The 17,585-nt window shown below is 68.0% G+C and carries 18 protein-coding genes; 11 read left to right on the forward strand and 7 right to left on the reverse strand.

Annotation, left to right across the window (positions count from 1 at the left end; all coding sequences use genetic code 11):
• Nucleotides 1-44 precede the first annotated feature (44 nt).
• The 4 genes from CD928_RS10875 to CD928_RS10890 all read left to right on the forward strand — a co-directional run bounded on the left by CD928_RS10875 (nucleotide 45) and on the right by CD928_RS10890 (nucleotide 4,202).
• Nucleotides 45-878: a cytochrome b/b6 domain-containing protein gene (locus tag CD928_RS10875; RefSeq protein WP_095387072.1), complete on the forward strand. Its 834-nt coding sequence runs from the start codon at nucleotides 45-47 to the stop codon at nucleotides 876-878.
• Nucleotides 875-1,654: a molybdopterin-binding protein gene (locus CD928_RS10880; RefSeq protein ID WP_095387073.1), complete on the forward strand. Its 780-nt coding sequence runs from the start codon at nucleotides 875-877 to the stop codon at nucleotides 1,652-1,654. Before CD928_RS10875 ends, CD928_RS10880 begins: the two co-directional genes overlap by 4 nt.
• Before the next feature lie 24 nt (nucleotides 1,655-1,678).
• Entirely contained in the window at nucleotides 1,679-2,923 is a 1,245-nt protein-coding gene (locus CD928_RS10885) for a cyclopropane-fatty-acyl-phospholipid synthase family protein (RefSeq protein ID WP_095387074.1), read from the forward strand.
• A 127-nt stretch (nucleotides 2,924-3,050) separates the two neighbouring features.
• Nucleotides 3,051-4,202: a pyridoxal phosphate-dependent aminotransferase gene (locus CD928_RS10890; protein WP_095387396.1), complete on the forward strand. Its 1,152-nt coding sequence runs from the start codon at nucleotides 3,051-3,053 to the stop codon at nucleotides 4,200-4,202.
• A gap of 142 nt (nucleotides 4,203-4,344) precedes the next feature.
• Here the strand turns inward: CD928_RS10890 and CD928_RS10895 are convergent, their stop codons facing one another.
• The gene (locus CD928_RS10895; RefSeq protein ID WP_095387075.1) at nucleotides 4,345-5,373 is read right to left on the reverse strand and encodes a hypothetical protein; all 1,029 of its coding nucleotides are present in this window, start codon (nucleotides 5,371-5,373) and stop codon (nucleotides 4,345-4,347) included.
• A gap of 161 nt (nucleotides 5,374-5,534) precedes the next feature.
• On the opposite strand from CD928_RS10895, the gene CD928_RS10900 reads away from it, so the two are divergent.
• The 5 genes from CD928_RS10900 (at nucleotide 5,535) to CD928_RS10920 (ending at nucleotide 10,098) form a co-directional block, all read left to right on the forward strand.
• A complete protein-coding gene (locus tag CD928_RS10900; protein ID WP_095387076.1) occupies nucleotides 5,535-6,752 on the forward strand; it encodes an argininosuccinate synthase in 1,218 nt (405 codons plus the stop codon).
• Nucleotides 6,753-7,002: 250 nt separating this feature from the next.
• A complete protein-coding gene (locus CD928_RS10905; RefSeq protein WP_095387077.1) occupies nucleotides 7,003-7,206 on the forward strand; it encodes a hypothetical protein in 204 nt (67 codons plus the stop codon).
• 140 nt (nucleotides 7,207-7,346) lie between these two features.
• Nucleotides 7,347-8,084 (forward strand): hypothetical protein, encoded by a 738-nt coding sequence (locus tag CD928_RS23390; protein WP_095387397.1) that lies wholly within the window; start codon nucleotides 7,347-7,349, stop codon nucleotides 8,082-8,084.
• Nucleotides 8,085-8,125: 41 nt separating this feature from the next.
• Complete coding sequence (locus tag CD928_RS10915; protein WP_095387078.1) at nucleotides 8,126-9,136, forward strand: low specificity L-threonine aldolase; 1,011 nt, start codon at nucleotides 8,126-8,128, stop codon at nucleotides 9,134-9,136.
• The gene (locus CD928_RS10920) at nucleotides 9,133-10,098 is read left to right on the forward strand and encodes a DMT family transporter (protein WP_095387079.1); all 966 of its coding nucleotides are present in this window, start codon (nucleotides 9,133-9,135) and stop codon (nucleotides 10,096-10,098) included. Before CD928_RS10915 ends, CD928_RS10920 begins: the two co-directional genes overlap by 4 nt.
• On the opposite strand, the gene murA is transcribed toward CD928_RS10920, so the two are convergent.
• From murA to CD928_RS10945, 5 genes are all read right to left on the reverse strand, one after another.
• Nucleotides 10,095-11,381, reverse strand: coding sequence for a UDP-N-acetylglucosamine 1-carboxyvinyltransferase (gene murA / locus CD928_RS10925; protein ID WP_095387080.1), 1,287 nt, complete (start codon nucleotides 11,379-11,381; stop codon nucleotides 10,095-10,097). The two genes, CD928_RS10920 and murA, sit on opposite strands and share 4 nt — an antisense overlap.
• Nucleotides 11,382-11,442: 61 nt before the next feature.
• Nucleotides 11,443-13,020, reverse strand: coding sequence for an ABC-F family ATP-binding cassette domain-containing protein (locus tag CD928_RS10930; RefSeq protein WP_095387081.1), 1,578 nt, complete (start codon nucleotides 13,018-13,020; stop codon nucleotides 11,443-11,445).
• Nucleotides 13,021-13,153: 133 nt separating this feature from the next.
• A complete protein-coding gene (locus CD928_RS10935) occupies nucleotides 13,154-14,122 on the reverse strand; it encodes a magnesium and cobalt transport protein CorA (protein ID WP_095387082.1) in 969 nt (322 codons plus the stop codon).
• Between the two features lie 61 nt (nucleotides 14,123-14,183).
• Nucleotides 14,184-14,645, reverse strand: a complete 462-nt coding sequence (locus CD928_RS10940) for a GNAT family N-acetyltransferase (RefSeq protein WP_095387083.1) — start codon at nucleotides 14,643-14,645, stop codon at nucleotides 14,184-14,186.
• A gap of 1 nt (nucleotide 14,646) precedes the next feature.
• A complete protein-coding gene (locus tag CD928_RS10945; RefSeq protein ID WP_095387084.1) occupies nucleotides 14,647-15,216 on the reverse strand; it encodes a hypothetical protein in 570 nt (189 codons plus the stop codon).
• A 236-nt stretch (nucleotides 15,217-15,452) separates the two neighbouring features.
• Between CD928_RS10945 and CD928_RS10950 the strand changes: the two genes are divergently transcribed.
• A complete protein-coding gene (locus CD928_RS10950) occupies nucleotides 15,453-16,088 on the forward strand; it encodes a DUF1013 domain-containing protein (protein ID WP_095387398.1) in 636 nt (211 codons plus the stop codon).
• A 3-nt stretch (nucleotides 16,089-16,091) separates the two neighbouring features.
• Nucleotides 16,092-17,219, forward strand: coding sequence for an MBL fold metallo-hydrolase (locus CD928_RS10955; protein WP_095387085.1), 1,128 nt, complete (start codon nucleotides 16,092-16,094; stop codon nucleotides 17,217-17,219).
• A 25-nt stretch (nucleotides 17,220-17,244) separates the two neighbouring features.
• Here the strand turns inward: CD928_RS10955 and CD928_RS10960 are convergent, their stop codons facing one another.
• Nucleotides 17,245-17,520: a hypothetical protein gene (locus CD928_RS10960; RefSeq protein ID WP_095387086.1), complete on the reverse strand. Its 276-nt coding sequence runs from the start codon at nucleotides 17,518-17,520 to the stop codon at nucleotides 17,245-17,247.
• Nucleotides 17,521-17,585 lie beyond the last annotated feature (65 nt).

Raw genomic sequence — 17,585 nt, forward strand, 5'->3', positions numbered from 1 at the left:
CCCCTCCCCTGAAGGAGAGGGGCTTAAAAGGTGCACTGGAAACGATGACCGATCTTCCTCCCGCGATGCCGCCGGTGCGCGTCTATCGCCACCGGCTCCCGACGCGCCTCTGGCACTGGCTGAACGCGCTGACGCTGCTCGTCCTGCTGATGAGCGGGCTGATGATCTTCAACGCGCACCCGCGCCTTTATTGGGGGCAATATGGCGCGAACCACGACCGTGCCTGGCTCGAGATCGGGTCGACGCGCGACGCCGGCTATCTGCGCGTCGGGTCGTGGAAGGTCGACACGACGGGCGTGCTCGGGCGCTGGACCGACGGCGAAGGGGCCACGCAGCGCTGGGCCTTCCCCAGCTGGGCGACGATCCCCACCCGCTACAGCCTCGCCGACGGGCGGCGCTGGCACCTGAGCTTCGCCTGGCTGCTCGCGATCGCGCTGACACTCTATATGCTGTGGACCGCGTTCGGCGGGCATCTGGCGAAGGATCTGCACGTCCGGCGCGGCGAATGGGCGCCGCGCCATATCTGGCGCGACATCAAGGACCATGCGCGGCTGCGATTCCCGGCGGGCGAAGCGGCGGCGCGCTACAATATCCTGCAGAAGCTCTCCTATATCGGGGTGATCTTCGTGGTTCTGCCGCTGATGATCTTCACCGGCCTCGCCATGTCGCCGGGGTTCAACGCGACGGCGCCGTGGCTGATCGACCTGTTCGGCGGGCGGCAGTCGGCGCGCTCGATCCACTTCATCGCCGCCTGGGCGCTGGTCGCCTTCTTCCTCGTCCATATCGCGATGGTGCTGCTCGCGGGGCCGGTCAACGAAGTGCGCTCGATGATCACCGGCTGGTTCCGCCTGCCGCCCGCGAAGGGAGAGCGGGCATGAGCGGGATCGTCCTGCCGCGGCGGCAGCTGATCGCGCGCGCGGGCGGCCTCGTCGCCGCGGCGGGCGCGCTGCCGCTCCTGTCGGGCTGCGACGCGATCAACGAGGCGCCCGCGGTGCGCAAGATATTGTCGATGGGCGAGGAGATGCACCGCGCGAGCCAGCGCGCGCTGACCGATCGCGACGCGCTCGCGCGCGAATTCACCCGCGCCGACCTGTCGCCCGTCTTTCGCCCCAACGGCACGCGGCTGCCCGAAGGCGAAGCCTATGCCGCGCATGCCGCACGCGGTTTCGCCGACTGGCGCGTCGCGGTGACGGGGCTCGTCGCGCGGCCCCTGTCGCTGTCGATGGCCGATATTCGCGCGATGCCGCAGCGCAGCCAGATCACCCGTCACGACTGCGTCGAGGGGTGGAGCGCGATCGGCGAATGGACGGGGGTGCAACTGAGCCGCGTGCTCGCCGCGGCGGGGCTGAAGGACAGCGCGCGCTATATCGTCTTCCGCTGCGCCGACCGGATCGGCGACGCTGATTATTACGAAAGCTGCGATCTCGTCGACGCGCTGCATCCGCAGACGATCCTCGCCTGGGCGCTCAACCGGCAGCTGCTGCCGATCGCCAACGGCGCGCCGCTGCGCCTCCGGATCGAGCGGCAGCTGGGCTACAAGCACGCCAAATATCTGAGTGCGATCGAGGCGGTCGCGAGCCTCGACGGCATCGGTGCGGGAAAGGGGGGTTACTGGGAGGATCGCGTGGACTATGAATGGTATGCGGGGATCTGAATAAGAATAAGGAGGTCGCTCCCCATGTCCATTCTCCGCCCTTTTCTCTCGCGCATCGTTCGCCAGGGCCGGCTCACCGTCATCGATCCCGACGGCGGCGAGGAGCATTTCGGTACCCCTACGCCCGCTTTCCCCGAGGTGACGATCCGCTTCACCAGCCGCAAGGGCATGCGCCGGATCATCCTCGACCCGCGGCTCGGGGCGGCCGAAGCCTTCATGGACGGCGAGATGCGGATCGAGCGCGGCGACATCATGGAACTGATCACGCTGATCCGCGCCAACACGCCGTGGGACCGCGGCGCGAAGCTCAAGGACAAGACGGCGGCGGGCGAGACGGTCGACTGGCTGAAGACGCGGATCAATTCGATCAACCGGCGGAGCCGCTCGCGCGCCAATGTCGCGCATCACTACGATATCGGCAACGACCTCTACCGCCTCTTTCTCGACAGCGACATGCAATATAGCTGCGCCTATTGGCCGCGCGCGGACATGACGCTCGAGGAGGCGCAGGCGGCGAAGAAGGCGCATATCGCGGCGAAGCTCGCGCTCGCGCCGGGGCAGCGCATCCTCGACATCGGCTGCGGCTGGGGCGGCATGGCGATCACGCTGGCGAAGCTCGCCGAGGTCGAGGTGCTGGGAATCACGCTGTCGGAGGAACAGCTCGCGCTCGCGAAGGAACGCGCCGCCGCGGCGGGGGTCGCCGATCGGGTGACCTTCGAGCTGATCGACTATCGCGACCTCGCGGCGCGCGACGCGGGGCGCTTCGACCGCATCGTGTCGGTGGGCATGTTCGAACATGTCGGCGCGCGCAATTTCGAGACCTTCTTCCGCGCCGCCGCCAATCTGATGACCGCGGACGGCGTGATGCTGCTCCACACCATCGGCCGCTTCGGCAAGCCGGGGGCGACCGACGCCTTCACCCGCAAATATATCTTCCCCGGCGGCTATATCCCGGCGCTCAGCGAAACGCTGGCGGCGAGCGAGAAGAGCCGGCTGATCGTCACCGATGTCGAGACGCTGCGCCTCCATTATGCGCTGACCCTGCGCCAATGGTACGCCCGCACCCTCGCGCACGAGGCCGAGATCGTCCAGATGATGGGGATGCGCTTCTTCCGCATGTGGACCTTCTACCTCGCCGGGGCGACCTCGGCGTTCGAAAGCGGCGGGATGGGCAATTACCAGATCCAGTTCGCGCGCAGCCGCCACGCGCTGCCGCTGACGCGCGACTATATCGGCGAGGCCGAGCGCGACTATCGCGAGAGGGTCTGAAACAGGGCGGCATTACGGCGCGAAACGCGCGGTTGGAATCTTCGCGGGCAAAGGGCTATGCGCCTGCGGGGGGCAGTGCCGTCCCTGTCCGTTGATATCGCGGGATTGCATCATGACCCATTCGCCCCTGTCGCAGGGTATCGCACCGTTCCGGGCCATCGAGATCAGCCACCTCGCGCGCAAATTGCGCGCCGAGGGCCGGTCGGTGATCCATATGGAGTTCGGCCAGCCATCGGACGGGGCGCCGGCCGGCGCCGTCGCGGCGGCGCGGGTCGCGCTGGGTGAGCCCGACATGGGCTACTGGGAAAGCGTGCCGCTGCGCCAGCGCATCGCGCGCCATTATGCCGACGATTACGGCGTCGACCTCGATCCGCAGCGGATTTTGCTGACCTGCGGCGCCTCGCCCGCGCTCGTCCTGGCGCTGCTGACCGGCTTCGCGGCGGGTAGCCGCGTGATGACCGCGCGGCCCGGCTATGTCGCCTATCGCAATTCGCTGCGCGCGTTGCAGATGATCCCGGTGGAGGTCGAATGCGGAGCGACCGACCGTTTTCAGATTCACGCGCGCCATATCCGGGAGGCCGATCCCGCGCCCGACGGCCTGATCGTCGCCAGCCCCGCCAATCCCACCGGAACGATCATCCCGCCCGCCGAACTCGCGGACCTCGCCGATGCCTGCCGCGAGCGCGGCGTCCGCATCGTCTCCGACGAAATCTATCACCGGCTGAGCTATGGCGCCGAGACCCACAGCATGCTGCAATATGACCCCGATGCCTTCGTCATCAACAGCTTCTCCAAATATTACGGCATGCCGGGCTGGCGGTTGGGCTGGATCGTCTGTCCGCCCGATCTGGTCGCCGAAGCCCGCGCGCGGCTCGGCAATCTGTTCCTGTCACCGCCCGTGCTCAGTCAGGAGGCGGCGCTGGCCGCCTTCGATTGCGAGGACGAACTCGACGCGCGTGTCGCCATGTATCGCCGCAACCGCGAACTGCTGATCGAATGTCTCGGCAGGCTTGGCATCACCGACATCGCTCCGTCGGATGGCGCTTTCTATATCTATGCGTCGATCGCCCATCTGACCGACGACAGCCTGGACCTGTGCAAGCGGCTGCTCGAGGACACCGGCGTCGCCACTGCGCCGGGGCTCGATTTCGATCCCGAGCGCGGCGCGCGCTTCATCCGCTTCAGCTATGCGGTGAGCACCGACATGGCGCAGGAGGCCTGCGCGCGGCTGGAAGCCTGGTTTGCGGGCGCTTCGCTTGCGGGGTCGGGCAGGGTGTGATGTCCGCCTTGCGGGGCGAGAATCCGGCGCGGCACATGGTGTCCGGCGATGAAATCGGCGACCGGACCCGGTCGCCCGGGTCTTGTCTGGGCTTTGGCCACAAACGCTCCCTCGCGCCCACCATAGCCCGTTTCGGCGATTTTCAGTAGGCCTTCGACGCCAGCACCGTGTCGTTCAGCGCGTCGGTGATGGTCACCTGTTTGTAATTGGCCCGGATCGCCGACTGGTCGCTGAGTTTCAGAAAACTCGACCCCGCCGGGACAAAGGTCACGGCAACCTCGACCTCGCGCTGGCTGTTGCGCTGGGAAAAGGCGGCGGCGGCTTCGCGCGACATGGTGATGGGGGGTAAAAGCGCCGGTGCCTTAAAGTCGACCAGTCCGGCAACGCCGGTATCGACATCGCCGAAATAGACCCACCATTGCGACATTTTTTCGAATTTATAGATGCGCGACTTGTCCCTGTTCGGACATTGCGGTGCGACCAACGACGCCTGAAAATAGGTGATCGCATTCTCTCCGGTCGACGAGGTTCGCAATTGGACCGTGGCGCCATCGTGAAAGTCATCGATCGCCTTGATCGCCTTGGGCTTGAAGGACGTGGCTCGTCCCGGCTGCTGCAACGGAAAGGCGCCGGTGCTTTCGTTCCACTGGCCCAGTCGCGCGGTGAAATAGAGCGTCAGTTCGCGCGGCTGGCTGGCGGCCCAGGTCTTGAGTTCGGTGCGGGCCTGGGTGAGCGCGGCCTTGCCGCGTTCGCGGTCGCCGAACTCGCCGGCCAGATCGTCGCTCATCTGGATGCCGCGATCGCACGACCGGATCGCGGTGTACCACACCCAGATCGGTTCAAACGCCTCGGTCACCAGCGTGTCGTTGGCCACCGCCCACAGGGTGAAGGGGACCGTCGCCAGCATCTGCTGACGCGCGCTGCGTTTGTTCTTGCTGTCGTCCGAACCCGGTTCGCCGGCGCCGTAGGTCACGTTGCGGTCCCAGTCGGATGGCATCCACGACGGCGGCATCAGCAGCGCGTCTTCGAGCGGCGCCGCGGGCTTCGAAGCCGCTGCGGCGGTATCGGTGCTCGCCCCCGCGCCATCGCTCGCCTGGCTGTTACCGCCGCCGCAACCGGCCAAAATCAACGCCAGCGAAGCCGCGCCGGCCTGCGTCCATCCTAATGCCATGATCAAACCCTTCCCGTCCCGATGCCGTCGTTGGTCGGGATTTGCCATCGCGGTGCCGCCCGCGTCTTGATGGAGTTTTGAAGGATTCCTAAAGCCTGCGTTGCGCGGCGCGAGCGAGCCTGATAGGCGCGCCCGCGTCGTTTCCAGCCAAGGGTGCCCCCATGTCCGAGTCCATCAAGCGCGTCGTTCTCGCCTATTCGGGGGGGCTCGACACCAGCGTGATCCTGAAATGGCTGCAGGTGACCTATGGCTGCGAGGTGGTGACCTTCACCGCCGACCTCGGGCAGGGCGAGGAGCTGGAGCCCGCGCGCGCCAAGGCCGAGCTGATGGGGATCGCACCGAATCACATCTATATCGACGATCTGCGCGAGGAGTTCGTGCGCGACTTCGTCTTTCCGATGATGCGCGCCAATGCGCGATACGAAGGCGATTATCTGCTCGGCACGTCGATCGCCCGCCCGCTGATCTCGAAGCGGCTGGTCGAGATCGCGAAGGAAACCGGCGCCGATGCGGTCGCGCACGGCGCGACGGGCAAGGGCAACGACCAGGTCCGCTTCGAGCTGTCCTGCTATGCGCTGAACCCCGACATCAAGGTCATCGCACCGTGGCGCGAATGGGATCTGACCAGCCGCACCGCGCTGATCGACTTCGCCGAGAAGAACCAGATTCCGGTGCCCAAGGACAAGCGCGGCGAAAGCCCGTTCAGCACCGACGCCAACCTCCTCCACACCTCGTCGGAGGGCAAGGTGCTCGAGGACCCGTGGGAAGAGACCCCCGATTACGTCTATTCGCGCACGGTGAACCCCGAGGACGCGCCCGACGCGCCCGAATATATCACCATCGATTTCGAGCGCGGCGACGGCGTCGCGCTCAATGGCCAGGCGATGTCGCCCGCGACCTTGCTCGCGGCGCTCAACGACCTCGGCCGCAAGCACGGCATCGGCCGTCTCGACCTCGTCGAAAACCGGTTCGTCGGCATGAAGTCGCGCGGCATGTACGAGACCCCGGGCGGCGAAATCTATGCGCGCGCCCATCGCGGCATCGAGAGCATCACGCTCGACCGCGGCGCGGCGCACCTGAAAGACGAGCTGATGCCGAAATATGCCGAGCTCATCTACAACGGCTTCTGGTTCGCGCCCGAGCGCGAGATGCTGCAGGCGGCGATCGATCACAGCCAGGAAAAGGTCAGCGGCACGGTGCGTTTGAAGCTCTACAAGGGCAATGCCGGCGTCGTCGGCCGCAAGTCGCCGCACAGCCTGTACAGCGAACGCCACGTCACCTTCGAGGACGACGCCGGCGCCTATGACCAGAAGGACGCGGCGGGCTTCATCAAGCTCAACGCCTTGCGCCTCAAGCTGCTCGCCAAACGCGACCGCTGAGAATTCGCGGGGCGTATTTCGCTCCGCTTTCTTTCGATCCGGCGACGAAGGGACGCCCCTTGCGGGTGTCGCTTCGTCGCGTCCTGCGAGCCGGATCGCGCCGAAGCGGGGCCGGCTTGCGATACGATCATGTGCAAAAAGCTGCCAGAATGGTAATATCGGGAGGAATTAAAGAATTCGAATCGCCAGAATTCGGAAACAAAATGTTCACGTCTGAGAGGGGCTGCCTGGAAATTGCTGTGAGGTTCCTATGACGATTCAAGCTTCTGGAGACCCTACCGCCTATGAATGGCAGCCCTGCGCCATCATGTTTCCCCGCATCGGCACCATGCTGAGCCGGCATGGCGCGCGAACGCGCGTGATCCTGCCCGGTCATTATATGGTCCGGCGTTCACGAACGCTCGGCGGCCGGATTTACCGGCGCCTGTCGGGCACCGACGACGGCCTCGACTGACGCGCGCTTTACGCGACCCCGCCGCCTGCGAAGATTGGGGTAGCGCCGCTGCCGCGAAGGCGGCAAGACAAGGCTGCCCGGCCACCGGGAGGTGATAGACCTCCGAGCCCGACGCCCGGGCTGGGAAGGTGGTCGCGGCGGTGCGTCTCTTCGATTTCTCCTCGTGGCACAGCATCGGTGCGACGCTGCTAAGCCTCGCGCTGTTCACGCTGATCGGCGTCGGCATCCGGCTGATGGTCATGCAGACCATCCAGCAGCGCCGCGAGCGGATGAACCGCCAGATCAACGAGCGGCTGCGGACGCTGATCGCCGCCTACAAGACGCTGGGCGGGTCGTTCACCGGCGACCTGATGGTCGATCCGCGGCATTTGCGCGACCTGCGCCGCGCCGCGCAGGCGGAAACCCCCGACGCGGAACCGGTGCTCGACCTGCCGCGTGGCGGCGGCGAGGAATCCGACCGGGCACGGCGCATCCGCGACGCGGTCGAAGCGGCGCTGTCCGACATCATCCTGCTCGGCACCGAGGAGCAGGTGCGTCTCGCGAGCCGCGCGGCGCAGGAATTGGTCGAGGGGCGGCCGGTGCACACCCATGCGCTCGTCGTGGCGCTGCGCGATTTCATCCGCAAGGCGCTCGATCTCGACCCGGTGCCCGCCGACGCCGCGATCCCGCTTCAGGGGCCGACGCGCCCGGCAAGCTCGGGCGGCAAGGGCGGCGGGGCGAAGGGCGGCGAGGGCGGCAGCGGCGGTGGCCGGGGCGGCGGCGGAGGCGGCGGAATGGGCATGGCCGGCGGCATGGGGCTCGCGGGCGGCGTGGGGCTGGCGCATGGCACGGCCTCGGGGGCCACCGAAACCGATGCCTCCGACAGCCCGCCTCCATGAAGCATTAGCATGGGGCCGCGACCTGCGCTAAGGCGCGCGGCATGACCGCGACCCGCTTCTTTTCCGACAACGCCGCCGCCGTCCACCCCGCGGTGATGGAGGCGATCGCCGCCGCGAACCATGTCGACACCGCCTATGACGGCGACGCGCTCAGCCAGTCGCTCGACGCCGCCTTTTCGGAGCTGTTCGAGACGAGTTGCGAGGTCGTGTGGATTCCGACGGGGACGGCCGCGAACAGCATCATCCTCGCCCATTTCGTGCGCCCGTGGCAGGGCATCCTCTGTCACGAGGAAGCGCATATCGAGGTCGACGAATGCGGCGCTCCGACCTTCTATTCGGGCGGTGCCAAGCCGATGCTTCTGCCGGGGCGCGGCGCGAAGGTCGACGCGGATGCGCTCCGCCGGCGGATCGCGGGCATCCGCAAGGACGTGCACCAGGTCCAGCCGGCGGCGATCAGCATCACCAACGCGACCGAATATGGTCTCGCGTGGCGCCCCGACGAGATCGGTGCGATCGGCGAGATCGCCCGCGCCGAGGGGATGAAGCTCCACATGGACGGGGCGCGGTTCGCGAACGCCGTCGCCTTCCTCGGCTGCGCGCCCGCCGATGTGACGTGGCGCGCCGGGGTCGATGCGCTGTCGTTCGGGTTTACGAAGAATGGCGCGATGATGGCGGAGGCGCTGGTCTTCTTCGGCGGCCGCGGCGGCGCGGGGGTGCGCGAGCTCAAGAAGCGCGGCGGCCACCTGCTCAGCAAGGGGCGCTTCGTCGCGGCGCAGATCCGCGCGATGCTGACGAACGATCTCTGGCTCGCCAATGCGCGCGCGGCCAACGCCGGCGCGGCGGCGCTCGCCGCAGCGTGCGGCGACCGGCTTCTCTATCCGGTCGAGGCGAACGAGCTGTTCGTCCGCCTGACCGCCGACGAGGCGGCGCGGCTGCGCGGCGCGGGCTATGATTTCTACGATTGGGGCGAGGGCGCGGCGCGCCTCGTCGTCAGCTGGGACCAGGATGCTGCCGCGGTGGCGCCGCTCGCCGCGGCGATCGCGGCGCTATGAGCGGGGCACAGCCGACGCTGCTCACCCCGCGCGTCCTCATCCCCTTCGCGCTCGTGACCTTGATCTGGGGTTCGACCTGGATCGTGATCACCGGGCAGCTCGGCGTGGTGCCGCCGAGCTGGTCGGTGACCTATCGCTTCACGGTCGCAGCGCTGGCGATGTTCGCCTTCGCCGCGCTGCGCCGTGAGCGGATCTGGCTCGATCCGCGCGCGATGGCCTTCGCGGCGCTGCTCGGCATCGCGCAATTCACTTTCAACTTCAATTTCGTCTATCGCGCCGAACAGCATATCACCTCGGGCCTCGTCGCGGTGCTGTTCGCGCTGCTGATCGTGCCCAACACGCTGCTCGGCCGCGCCTTTCTGAAGACACCGCTCGAGGGGCGCTTCCTCCTCGGCGCCGGAATCGCGATCGCCGGGGTCGCGATGATGATCGTTCACGAATATCGCGCCGCGGCGCTCGGCCCGGCGGCGGTGATCGCGGGCACCGCCTTTACGCTTTCGGGCGTGCTCAGCGCCTCGACCGCCAACGTCATGCAGGGGACGGCCCTCGCCCGCGCGCAGTCGATGACGGTGATGATTGCCTGGGCGATGCTGTTCGGCGCGCTCGCCGACGGCATCTTCGCGTGGATCACCACCGGGCCGCCGGTGATCGAGACGAGCTTCGTTTATGTGGGCGGCGTGTTCTATCTCGGCGTCATCGCGAGCGCGGTGACCTTTCCGCTCTATTTCAACATCATCCGCGCGGTGGGGCCGGGGCAGGCGGCATGGTCGAGCGTGCTGATCCCGATCATCGCGATGGGATTTTCGACCGTCTTCGAAGGTTATCGCTGGTCGCTGCTGTCGATCGCGGGCGGCGCGGTCGCGATCGTTGGGCTGGTGATCGCTGTCGCGAAGCGGCCGGCGCGGCCCTCGGTCAGCGGCAATATGGTATCGGTGCCCTGTGAGGAGCCCGTCGAGGATTAGCCCGCGCTGATCCGCTCGATGTCGGCGCCGACCGCCTGCAGCTTTTCCTCCAGCCGCTCATAGCCGCGGTCGAGGTGATAGACGCGGTTGACCTCGGTCTGCCCTTCGGCGGCGAGGCCGGCGATGATCAGGCTCATCGAGGCGCGCAGGTCGGTCGCCATCACCGGGGCGCCGACCAGCCGGTCGACGCCGCGCACCACCGCGCTGCGGCCGCGCACGTCGATGTCGCAGCCCATGCGCGCGAGTTCGGGGACGTGCATGTAACGGTTCTCGAAGATCGTCTCGGTGAACAGCGACGCGCCGGAGCCGAGCGTCGCCATCGCCATGAACTGCGCCTGCATGTCGGTCGCGAAGCCGGGGTAGGGCGCGGTCGACAGCGTGACCGGCTGGGCGCGGCCCGCCATGGCGACGCGGATGCCGGCCTTGGTCTCCTCGACCGTCGCGCCCGCCTCGCGCAGCGCGGCGAGCGTCGCTTCCATTTCGGCCGCCTTCGCGCCGACCAGCTCGACGTCGCCTTCGGTGATCACCGCGGCGCAGGCGTAGCTGCCCGCCTCGATGCGGTCGGCCATCACGCGATAGGTCGCGCCATGCAGCCGGTCGACGCCCTCGATCGTCAGCGTCTCGGTGCCGATGCCGTCGATCTGCGCGCCCATCGCGACGAGGCAGTTGCAGAGGTCGACGATCTCGGGCTCGCGCGCCGCATTCTCGAGCACGCAGGTCCCCTTGGCGAGCACCGCGGCCATCAGCGCATTCTCGGTCGCGCCGACCGACACGACGGGAAAGGTGAACTTGCCGCCGGGCAGGCGACCGCCACCCGGCGCGCTGGCCTTCACATAGCCCGAGGCGAGCTCGATCTCTGCGCCGAAGGCTTCCAATGCCTTCAGGTGAAGGTCGATCGGACGGTTGCCGATCGCGCAGCCGCCGGGGAGACTGACCGTCGCTTCGCCCGCGCGCGCGAGCAGCGGGCCGAGGACGAGGATCGAGGCGCGCATCTTGCGCACGATGTCATAGGGCGCGACGGTCGAGGTCAGCGTCGTCGTCCGCGCGGTCATCACCCGCCCGAAATCCTCGGGCCGCGATCCCTCGATCGTCGTCGAGCAGCCGAGCTGGTTCAGAAGGTGGCCGAAACCGTCGACATCGGCGAGCCTCGGCAGGTTGCGCAAGGTCAGCGGCTCGTCGGTGAGCAGCGCGCAGGGCAGCAGGGTGAGCGCGGCATTCTTGGCGCCGGAAATGGGGATACGGCCCTTGAGTCGCTGGCCGCCGCGAATGACGATCTGATCCATCGGGTGTCTTTAGCGGATGCACGGGGCCGCGCAAGCGGCGCCGTGGCGCACCCGCCGGGCATCAGCCGAGTTCCACCGTCCGCGTGACGCCGATCGCCTCCAGAAACGCTCCATCGTGGCTGACGACGAGCAGCGCGCCGTCATAGGCCGCGAGCCCGGCCTCGACCGCGGATAGCGAGTCGAGGTCGAGATGGTTGGTCGGCTCGTCGAGGATCAGCAATTGCGGCGGCGCCGGCGCGCCGAGCGTGCAGGCGAGCCCCGCGCGCAGCATCTGGCCGCCGCTCAGCGTGCCGGCGACGCGGTCGGCGGCCTCGGCGCGAAAGCCGAAGCGCGCGAGCGCGGCGCGGCACTGGTTGTTCGTCGTCCCCGGATTGAGCCGCGCGAAATTCTCCGCGATCGAACCGGCGGGGTCGAGCAGCGAGACGCGCTGGTCGAAGAAGGCGAAGCGAACCGGCGTCCGGATGCTGCCTTCCCACGGTTCGAGCGTCCCCGCGACGAGCGCGAGCAGGGTCGACTTGCCCGAACCGTTGGGGCCGGCGAGTGCGATGCGTTCGGGGCCGGTGATCGTCAGCGACAGGTCGCGAATGACCGGCCGGCCGCGAACATGCCCCGCGGTGACGCCGACGAATTCGAGCACGGTGCGCGACGCGGGCAGGCTGCTCGACGGCAGCGCGACCGCGAGCGGGTCGACGATCTCGACGCGGCGGCGCGCCTCCGCGAGCTGCGTCTCGGCGGCTTCCCGCTGGCGATCGGCGAGGCGACTGCCGGCGGCGCGGCTTTCCTCCGCGCGGCGCTTGCGGGCGCCGATCAGGATGTTCGGCAGGTCGCCGCGCGCCGCCTTCCGCCGCCCGCCCGCGTCGCGCCGGTCCTGCCGCTCGCTCGCCGCCTGTGCCTGGCGCCGCGCCTGGTCGACGCCCTTTTCGGCGCTCGCGAGCCGGGCTTCGACCGCCGCCTGTTCGGCCTCCTTGCGCGCGCGATACGCACTCCAGCCGCCGCCGGTGCGCGCGGCGCCGAGCGTCGTCAGCTCGACGATCGCGTCCATGTCCTCGAGCAGCTCGCGGTCGTGACTGACGACGAGCGCGCCGCCGCGCCATCCGGCGAGCAGGTCGCGCACCGCGGCGCGGCCATCGCGATCGAGATTGTTGGTCGGCTCGTCGAGCAGCAGGAAATCGGGTGCCGCGAAGATCGCCCCGGTGAGCGCGGCGCGCGTGCGCTGGCCGCCCGACAAGGCGGCCAGCGGCGTGTCGGGCGAAAGCGGCAAGCGGGTCTTCGCGAGCGCCTCCTCGATGCGCGCGTCGAGCGTCCAGTCGGCCTCGGCGATCTCGTCGGCCGTGGCGTCGCCCGCTTCGGCCTTGCGGAGGAGCGCGCGCGCCGCGCGCGCGCCGAACAGGTCGGCGATCGTCTCGTCTTCGCCGACCTGCACCGTCTGGCGCAGCATCGCGACGTTGCCCTCGATGGCGATACCGCCCGCGGCGGGGGAAATCTCGCCCGCGATCAGGCGCAGCAGTGTTGATTTGCCGACGCCGTTGCGCCCGACGATGCCGATGCGTTCGCGCTGGAACTGGAGGTCGAGGTCGGTGAAGACGGCGCGGCCGTCAGGGGTGGACCAGCGAAGATGGGTGATGGTGATCGAGGGCATGGACAAGGGCTTTCCTGGCGGCAAGGCGGGTGGGCGTTGCGGTCAGCCTGTTGTCCATGGCGGGGTCACTCCGGTTCGATCGAGCCCTTAATCTAGGGATTGCGGCGGAGCGACGCAACCGGGGGGCGGGTTCCTATAGCCAGCCGATGCTCTTGAAGCGCCAGTAGAGGAGGCCGCAAATGCCGCCCATCAGCGCGAGCGCGAAGGGGTAGCCGAAGGTCCAGCCGAGCTCGGGCATATGTTCGAAATTCATTCCGTAGATGCCGGCAATCGCGGTCGGGACGGCGAGGATCGCGGCCCAGGCGGCGAGCTGGCGGGTGATGACACCCTGGCGCTGCTGTTCGAGAAGACCATTGGTCTCGATCACGCTCGCGGCGATGTCGCGCAGTCCCGTCAGGCGGAATTCGGCGCGCTGGACATGGTCCCATACGTCGCGGAAGAAGGGGCGGACCGGATCGTCGATGCACGGCAGCGGTGTCGTCGCGAGCTTCCACGTCACATCCTTCATCAGCCCGGCGAGCCGCTGGAAGCGGATGATCTCGTGCCGCTGGGCATAGAGGTGGCGGATTTCGTCGGCATCGAGCGGCGTATCCATCACGCTTTCCTCGAGGAGGAGCATCCGGTCCTCGATCGCGTCGATCACCGGGAAATAGCCGTCGACGATGAAGTCGAGCACCGCGTGGAGGACGTAATCGGGGCCGTGGCCGAGCAGCGTCGGCGAGGCTTCGAGCCGCGCGCGCACCTCGGCATGGCCGCGCGCCGAGCCGTGGCGGACGCTGACGATGAAATGGCGGCCGAGGAAGAAGGCGGTCTCTCCGGGCTGGATCGTGTCGGCGTCGAGATTGGCGGTGCGCGCGATGACGAAGAGCTGGTCGCCATAGACGTCGGCCTTGGGGAGCTGGTTCGCTTTCAGCGCGTCCTCGACCGCGAGCGGGTGCAGGCCGAAGCGCGCCGCGATGCCCTGCAGTTCGGCCTCGGTGGGCTCGTAGAGGCCGAGCCAGAAGAAATCACCCTCGGCGCACTGGTCGGGGATCGCCTCTTCGGGGCCGATGTCGCGCACCAGCTTGCCTTGGTTGTAGAGTCGGGCGGCCATGATCGGCATCGGCGGGCATCCTGCTGGGTCGGCGCGAGCATAGTCGCGGACGGGGCCGCCGCAAGGCCGGTCAGAGCATGATGCGATAGACGAGGAAGCCCGAGCGCTCGGCGATCGCGTCGTAGAGGCGGCGCGCGGTGTGGTTGGTCTCGTGCGTCTGCCAATAGACGCGTGCCGCGCCCACCTCGCGCGCTTCCTCTGCGACGCGCAGGATCAGCGCCGAGGCGATGCCGCGCCCGCGCGCCGCTTCGGCGGTGAACAGGTCCTGCAGGTAGCAGATGTCGGCGATCGAGGTGGTGCTGCGGTGATAGAGATAATGGACGAGGCCGAGAAGCTCGCCCTCCGCCTCGGCGACGAGCGCGTGGACCGGCTGGTCGGGGTCGAAGAAGCGCACCCAGGTCGCCGATGTGACGTCGGAAGGGAGCGCGGTGGTGCCGCTGCGGCCATAGAATTCATTATAGCCCTGCCACAGCGGCAGCCAGCGGTCGAAATCGCCCTGCACGGGCGCGCGGATCAGGAGGTCGGTGGGCATTTCAGCGGGCCGGGCGCCGCGTGTCGACGGCGATCCAATTATCCTCCCACGTCGCGCCGCCGTCGGCCGAATAGGCCTGTTCGAAGCGCGCCTCGTCGGCCGAGACGCGTGTGATGACGAAGCGGACGAGGATGACGCGGCCATCGAGCCGGTCCTGCCCGTAGAACAGGCCGCGGCCCGCCGCGTCGAACCCGCCATAGACGGGCGCGGTGAGCTCGCCGCCGCCCGCGCTCGCATAATTGAGGCTCCACTGGCCGGTCTTGGGGTTGAAGAGCCGCAGCGAGCCGCCCTCGATGGTTCCCGCGTCGCCCGACACCGCGAGATCGACGAAATTGGCGCGGCCGTCCATCAATGGGCGCACGACGCTGGTGCCGCGATATTCGGCCCAGTCGGGCGCGGTTCCGGAGAGCGGATTGCGGCGCACCTTCACCACCGTCGTCCATGTCCCGATCTCCCAGTCGAACGCGGAGGCGCCGGCTGGCGCGGTGGCGCCGCTCCGGGCCGGCTCGGCGACAACCGGCGCGGCGGAGAGCGCGAGCACGGCGCTCAGGAACAGGGTGCGGACGATCATGGGTCTTCCTTTGCCGGACGGGCTTCGTGCGTCTCATAGTGGCGCAGCGCGGACAGGCTGTCCAATCGGGAAATGCGCGGGATGGTCATGGCGACCGATGCTTTCGCGCGCCTCTTGCTCCGTTCGCCAATCCGGTATAGAGCGACCGTCAATGTCCGGCCGCCCCGCGAGGGGCGGCCCTTATTATTTCCGCTTGGAGAAACCCAGCCATGGCCAACGCCAATCCGACCCCGCTGATGCCGCACGCGACCGCCGCCTGGCTGGTCGACAACACCGGCCTGACCTTCCCCCAGATCGCCGAATTCTGCGGCATCCACATCCTCGAGGTGCAGGCGATCGCCGACGAGACAGCAGCGACCAAATATACCGGCCGCGATCCGGTGCGCGCGCACGAACTGTCGATGGAAGAGATCGAGAAGGGCCAGAAGGACCCCGACTACAAGCTCAAGATGAGCGTGCAGGGGCAGGACACGATCCGTCGCACCCGCGGCCCGCGCTATACCCCGGTCAGCAAGCGCCAGGACAAGCCCGACGGCATCGCCTGGATCCTGAAGAACCACCCCGAGGTGTCGGACGGCGCGATCGGCAAGCTGATCGGCACGACGCGCAACACGATCGGCGCGATCCGCGACCGCAGCCATTGGAACAGCGCCAACATCGTGCCCAAGGATCCGGTAACGCTCGGCCTTTGCTCGCAGCGCGAACTCGACGCGCTCGTCGCCAAGGCGGCGAAGAAGGCCGGGATCAAGGCGCCCGAAGACAGCCGCTTCGAGGGCGACCGCGAGGCGCTGATCGAAGAACTGCGCGCCGAACGCACCGCCGCCGCCGAAGCGCGCGCCGCCGAGGAAGCCGAAGCCGGCAACGAAGCCTGAGGCGTGGCGAGCGCCGGTGAAGACGACGGCATTCCGGCGGCCAGCGGCTCGCCGGACGCCTCGCTGACGCAGGACGACAGCTTCACCGCGACGAGCCACGCGGGGCTCACCTATCCGTGGGGCGAGGCCGCGCCGGGGGCGGGCGAGACGATTCGCATCGCGAACGGGATCCGCTGGGCACGCATCCCGATGCCGGGCTCGCTTGGGCATATCAACAGCTGGCTGCTCGATGATGCGGACGGAATCGCGGTCGTCGATACCGGCATCTGCCTGACTTTATGCTCGGATGCCTGGAAGGCGCTCTATGCGGGGGCGCTCAAGGATGCGCGGATCACGCGCGTCATCGGCACCCACCTCCACCCCGACCATATCGGACTCGCGGGCTGGATCGCGAAAAAACATGGCGTGAAGCTGTGGATGACGCGCGGTGAGATGCTGACCGCGCGCGCGATCGTCGCCGATTCGAGCGACAGCGCGCCCGACGAGGTCATCGCCCAGTCGCGCGCCGCCGGCTGGGACGAGGCGGCGCTCGATGCGCAAAAGGCGCGCGGCTGGAACATGTTCCAGCGCATGATCTTTCCGCTGCCGCGCAGCTATGTGCGAATGCAGGACGGTGACCGCCTCGACATGGGCGCGCACCAATGGCGCGTCGTCACCGGTTCGGGCCACAGCCCCGAACATGCGTGCCTGTGGAACGAGCACGAGGGCGTGCTGGTGTCGGGCGACCAGGTGCTGCCACGGATCAGCTCGAACGTGTCGGTCAACATCACCGAACCCGACGCCGATCCGCTGGGCGAATGGCTCGCGTCGATCGACAAGCTGCTCGGCGTCATTCCCCCCGACGTGATCACCTGCCCCGCGCACGGCGAGCCGTTCAAGGGGCTGCACGTCCGCTTGACGGCGCTACGCGACGAGCACCGCATGCGGCTTTACAAGCTCGCCGAAGCGATCGCCGAGACGCCGATGCGCGCGGTCGACTGTTTCCCGCTGCTCTTCAACCGCCCGATCGGCGAGCACAATCAGGGCCTCGCGACCGGCGAGGCGCTCGCGCATCTGAAGCGGCTCGAGATCGAAGGGCGGGTGCGCAAGGAAGATCGCGACGGCGTGTGGTGGTACCACGGCGTGGCGTGACCATATCAGCCGTCGATTCTCCCCCTCAATCCCCCCGGTGCGTCACCCAGCTGAACGCCAGCGCGTTGAAGATCGTGTAGAGGCCGTAGAGCAGCAGCCCGGTGAACCAGTTGCGCGTCGCGATCGCCATCGCGCCGACGAGCAGCAGGAATTCGAAGACATAGGTGATATGCGGTCCGACCCGCTCGGCGAGCGGCTTCACCATCTGCTGCACCAGCGGGTCGTCGCTCTCCATGAAAGCGCGGTGCATCGCGAAATTGCCGACGCCGGCGCAGAAGATGGCGAGGATCGCGATCAGCATAGGATTGCAAATGGGGCCTTATCACTGGAAATGCCAGCGCGTTTGCGGTTATGGGGGGATGAAGG

It is taken from the genome of Sphingopyxis sp. GW247-27LB, assembly GCF_002277025.1.
In the GTDB taxonomy this organism is placed as follows: domain Bacteria; phylum Pseudomonadota; class Alphaproteobacteria; order Sphingomonadales; family Sphingomonadaceae; genus Sphingopyxis.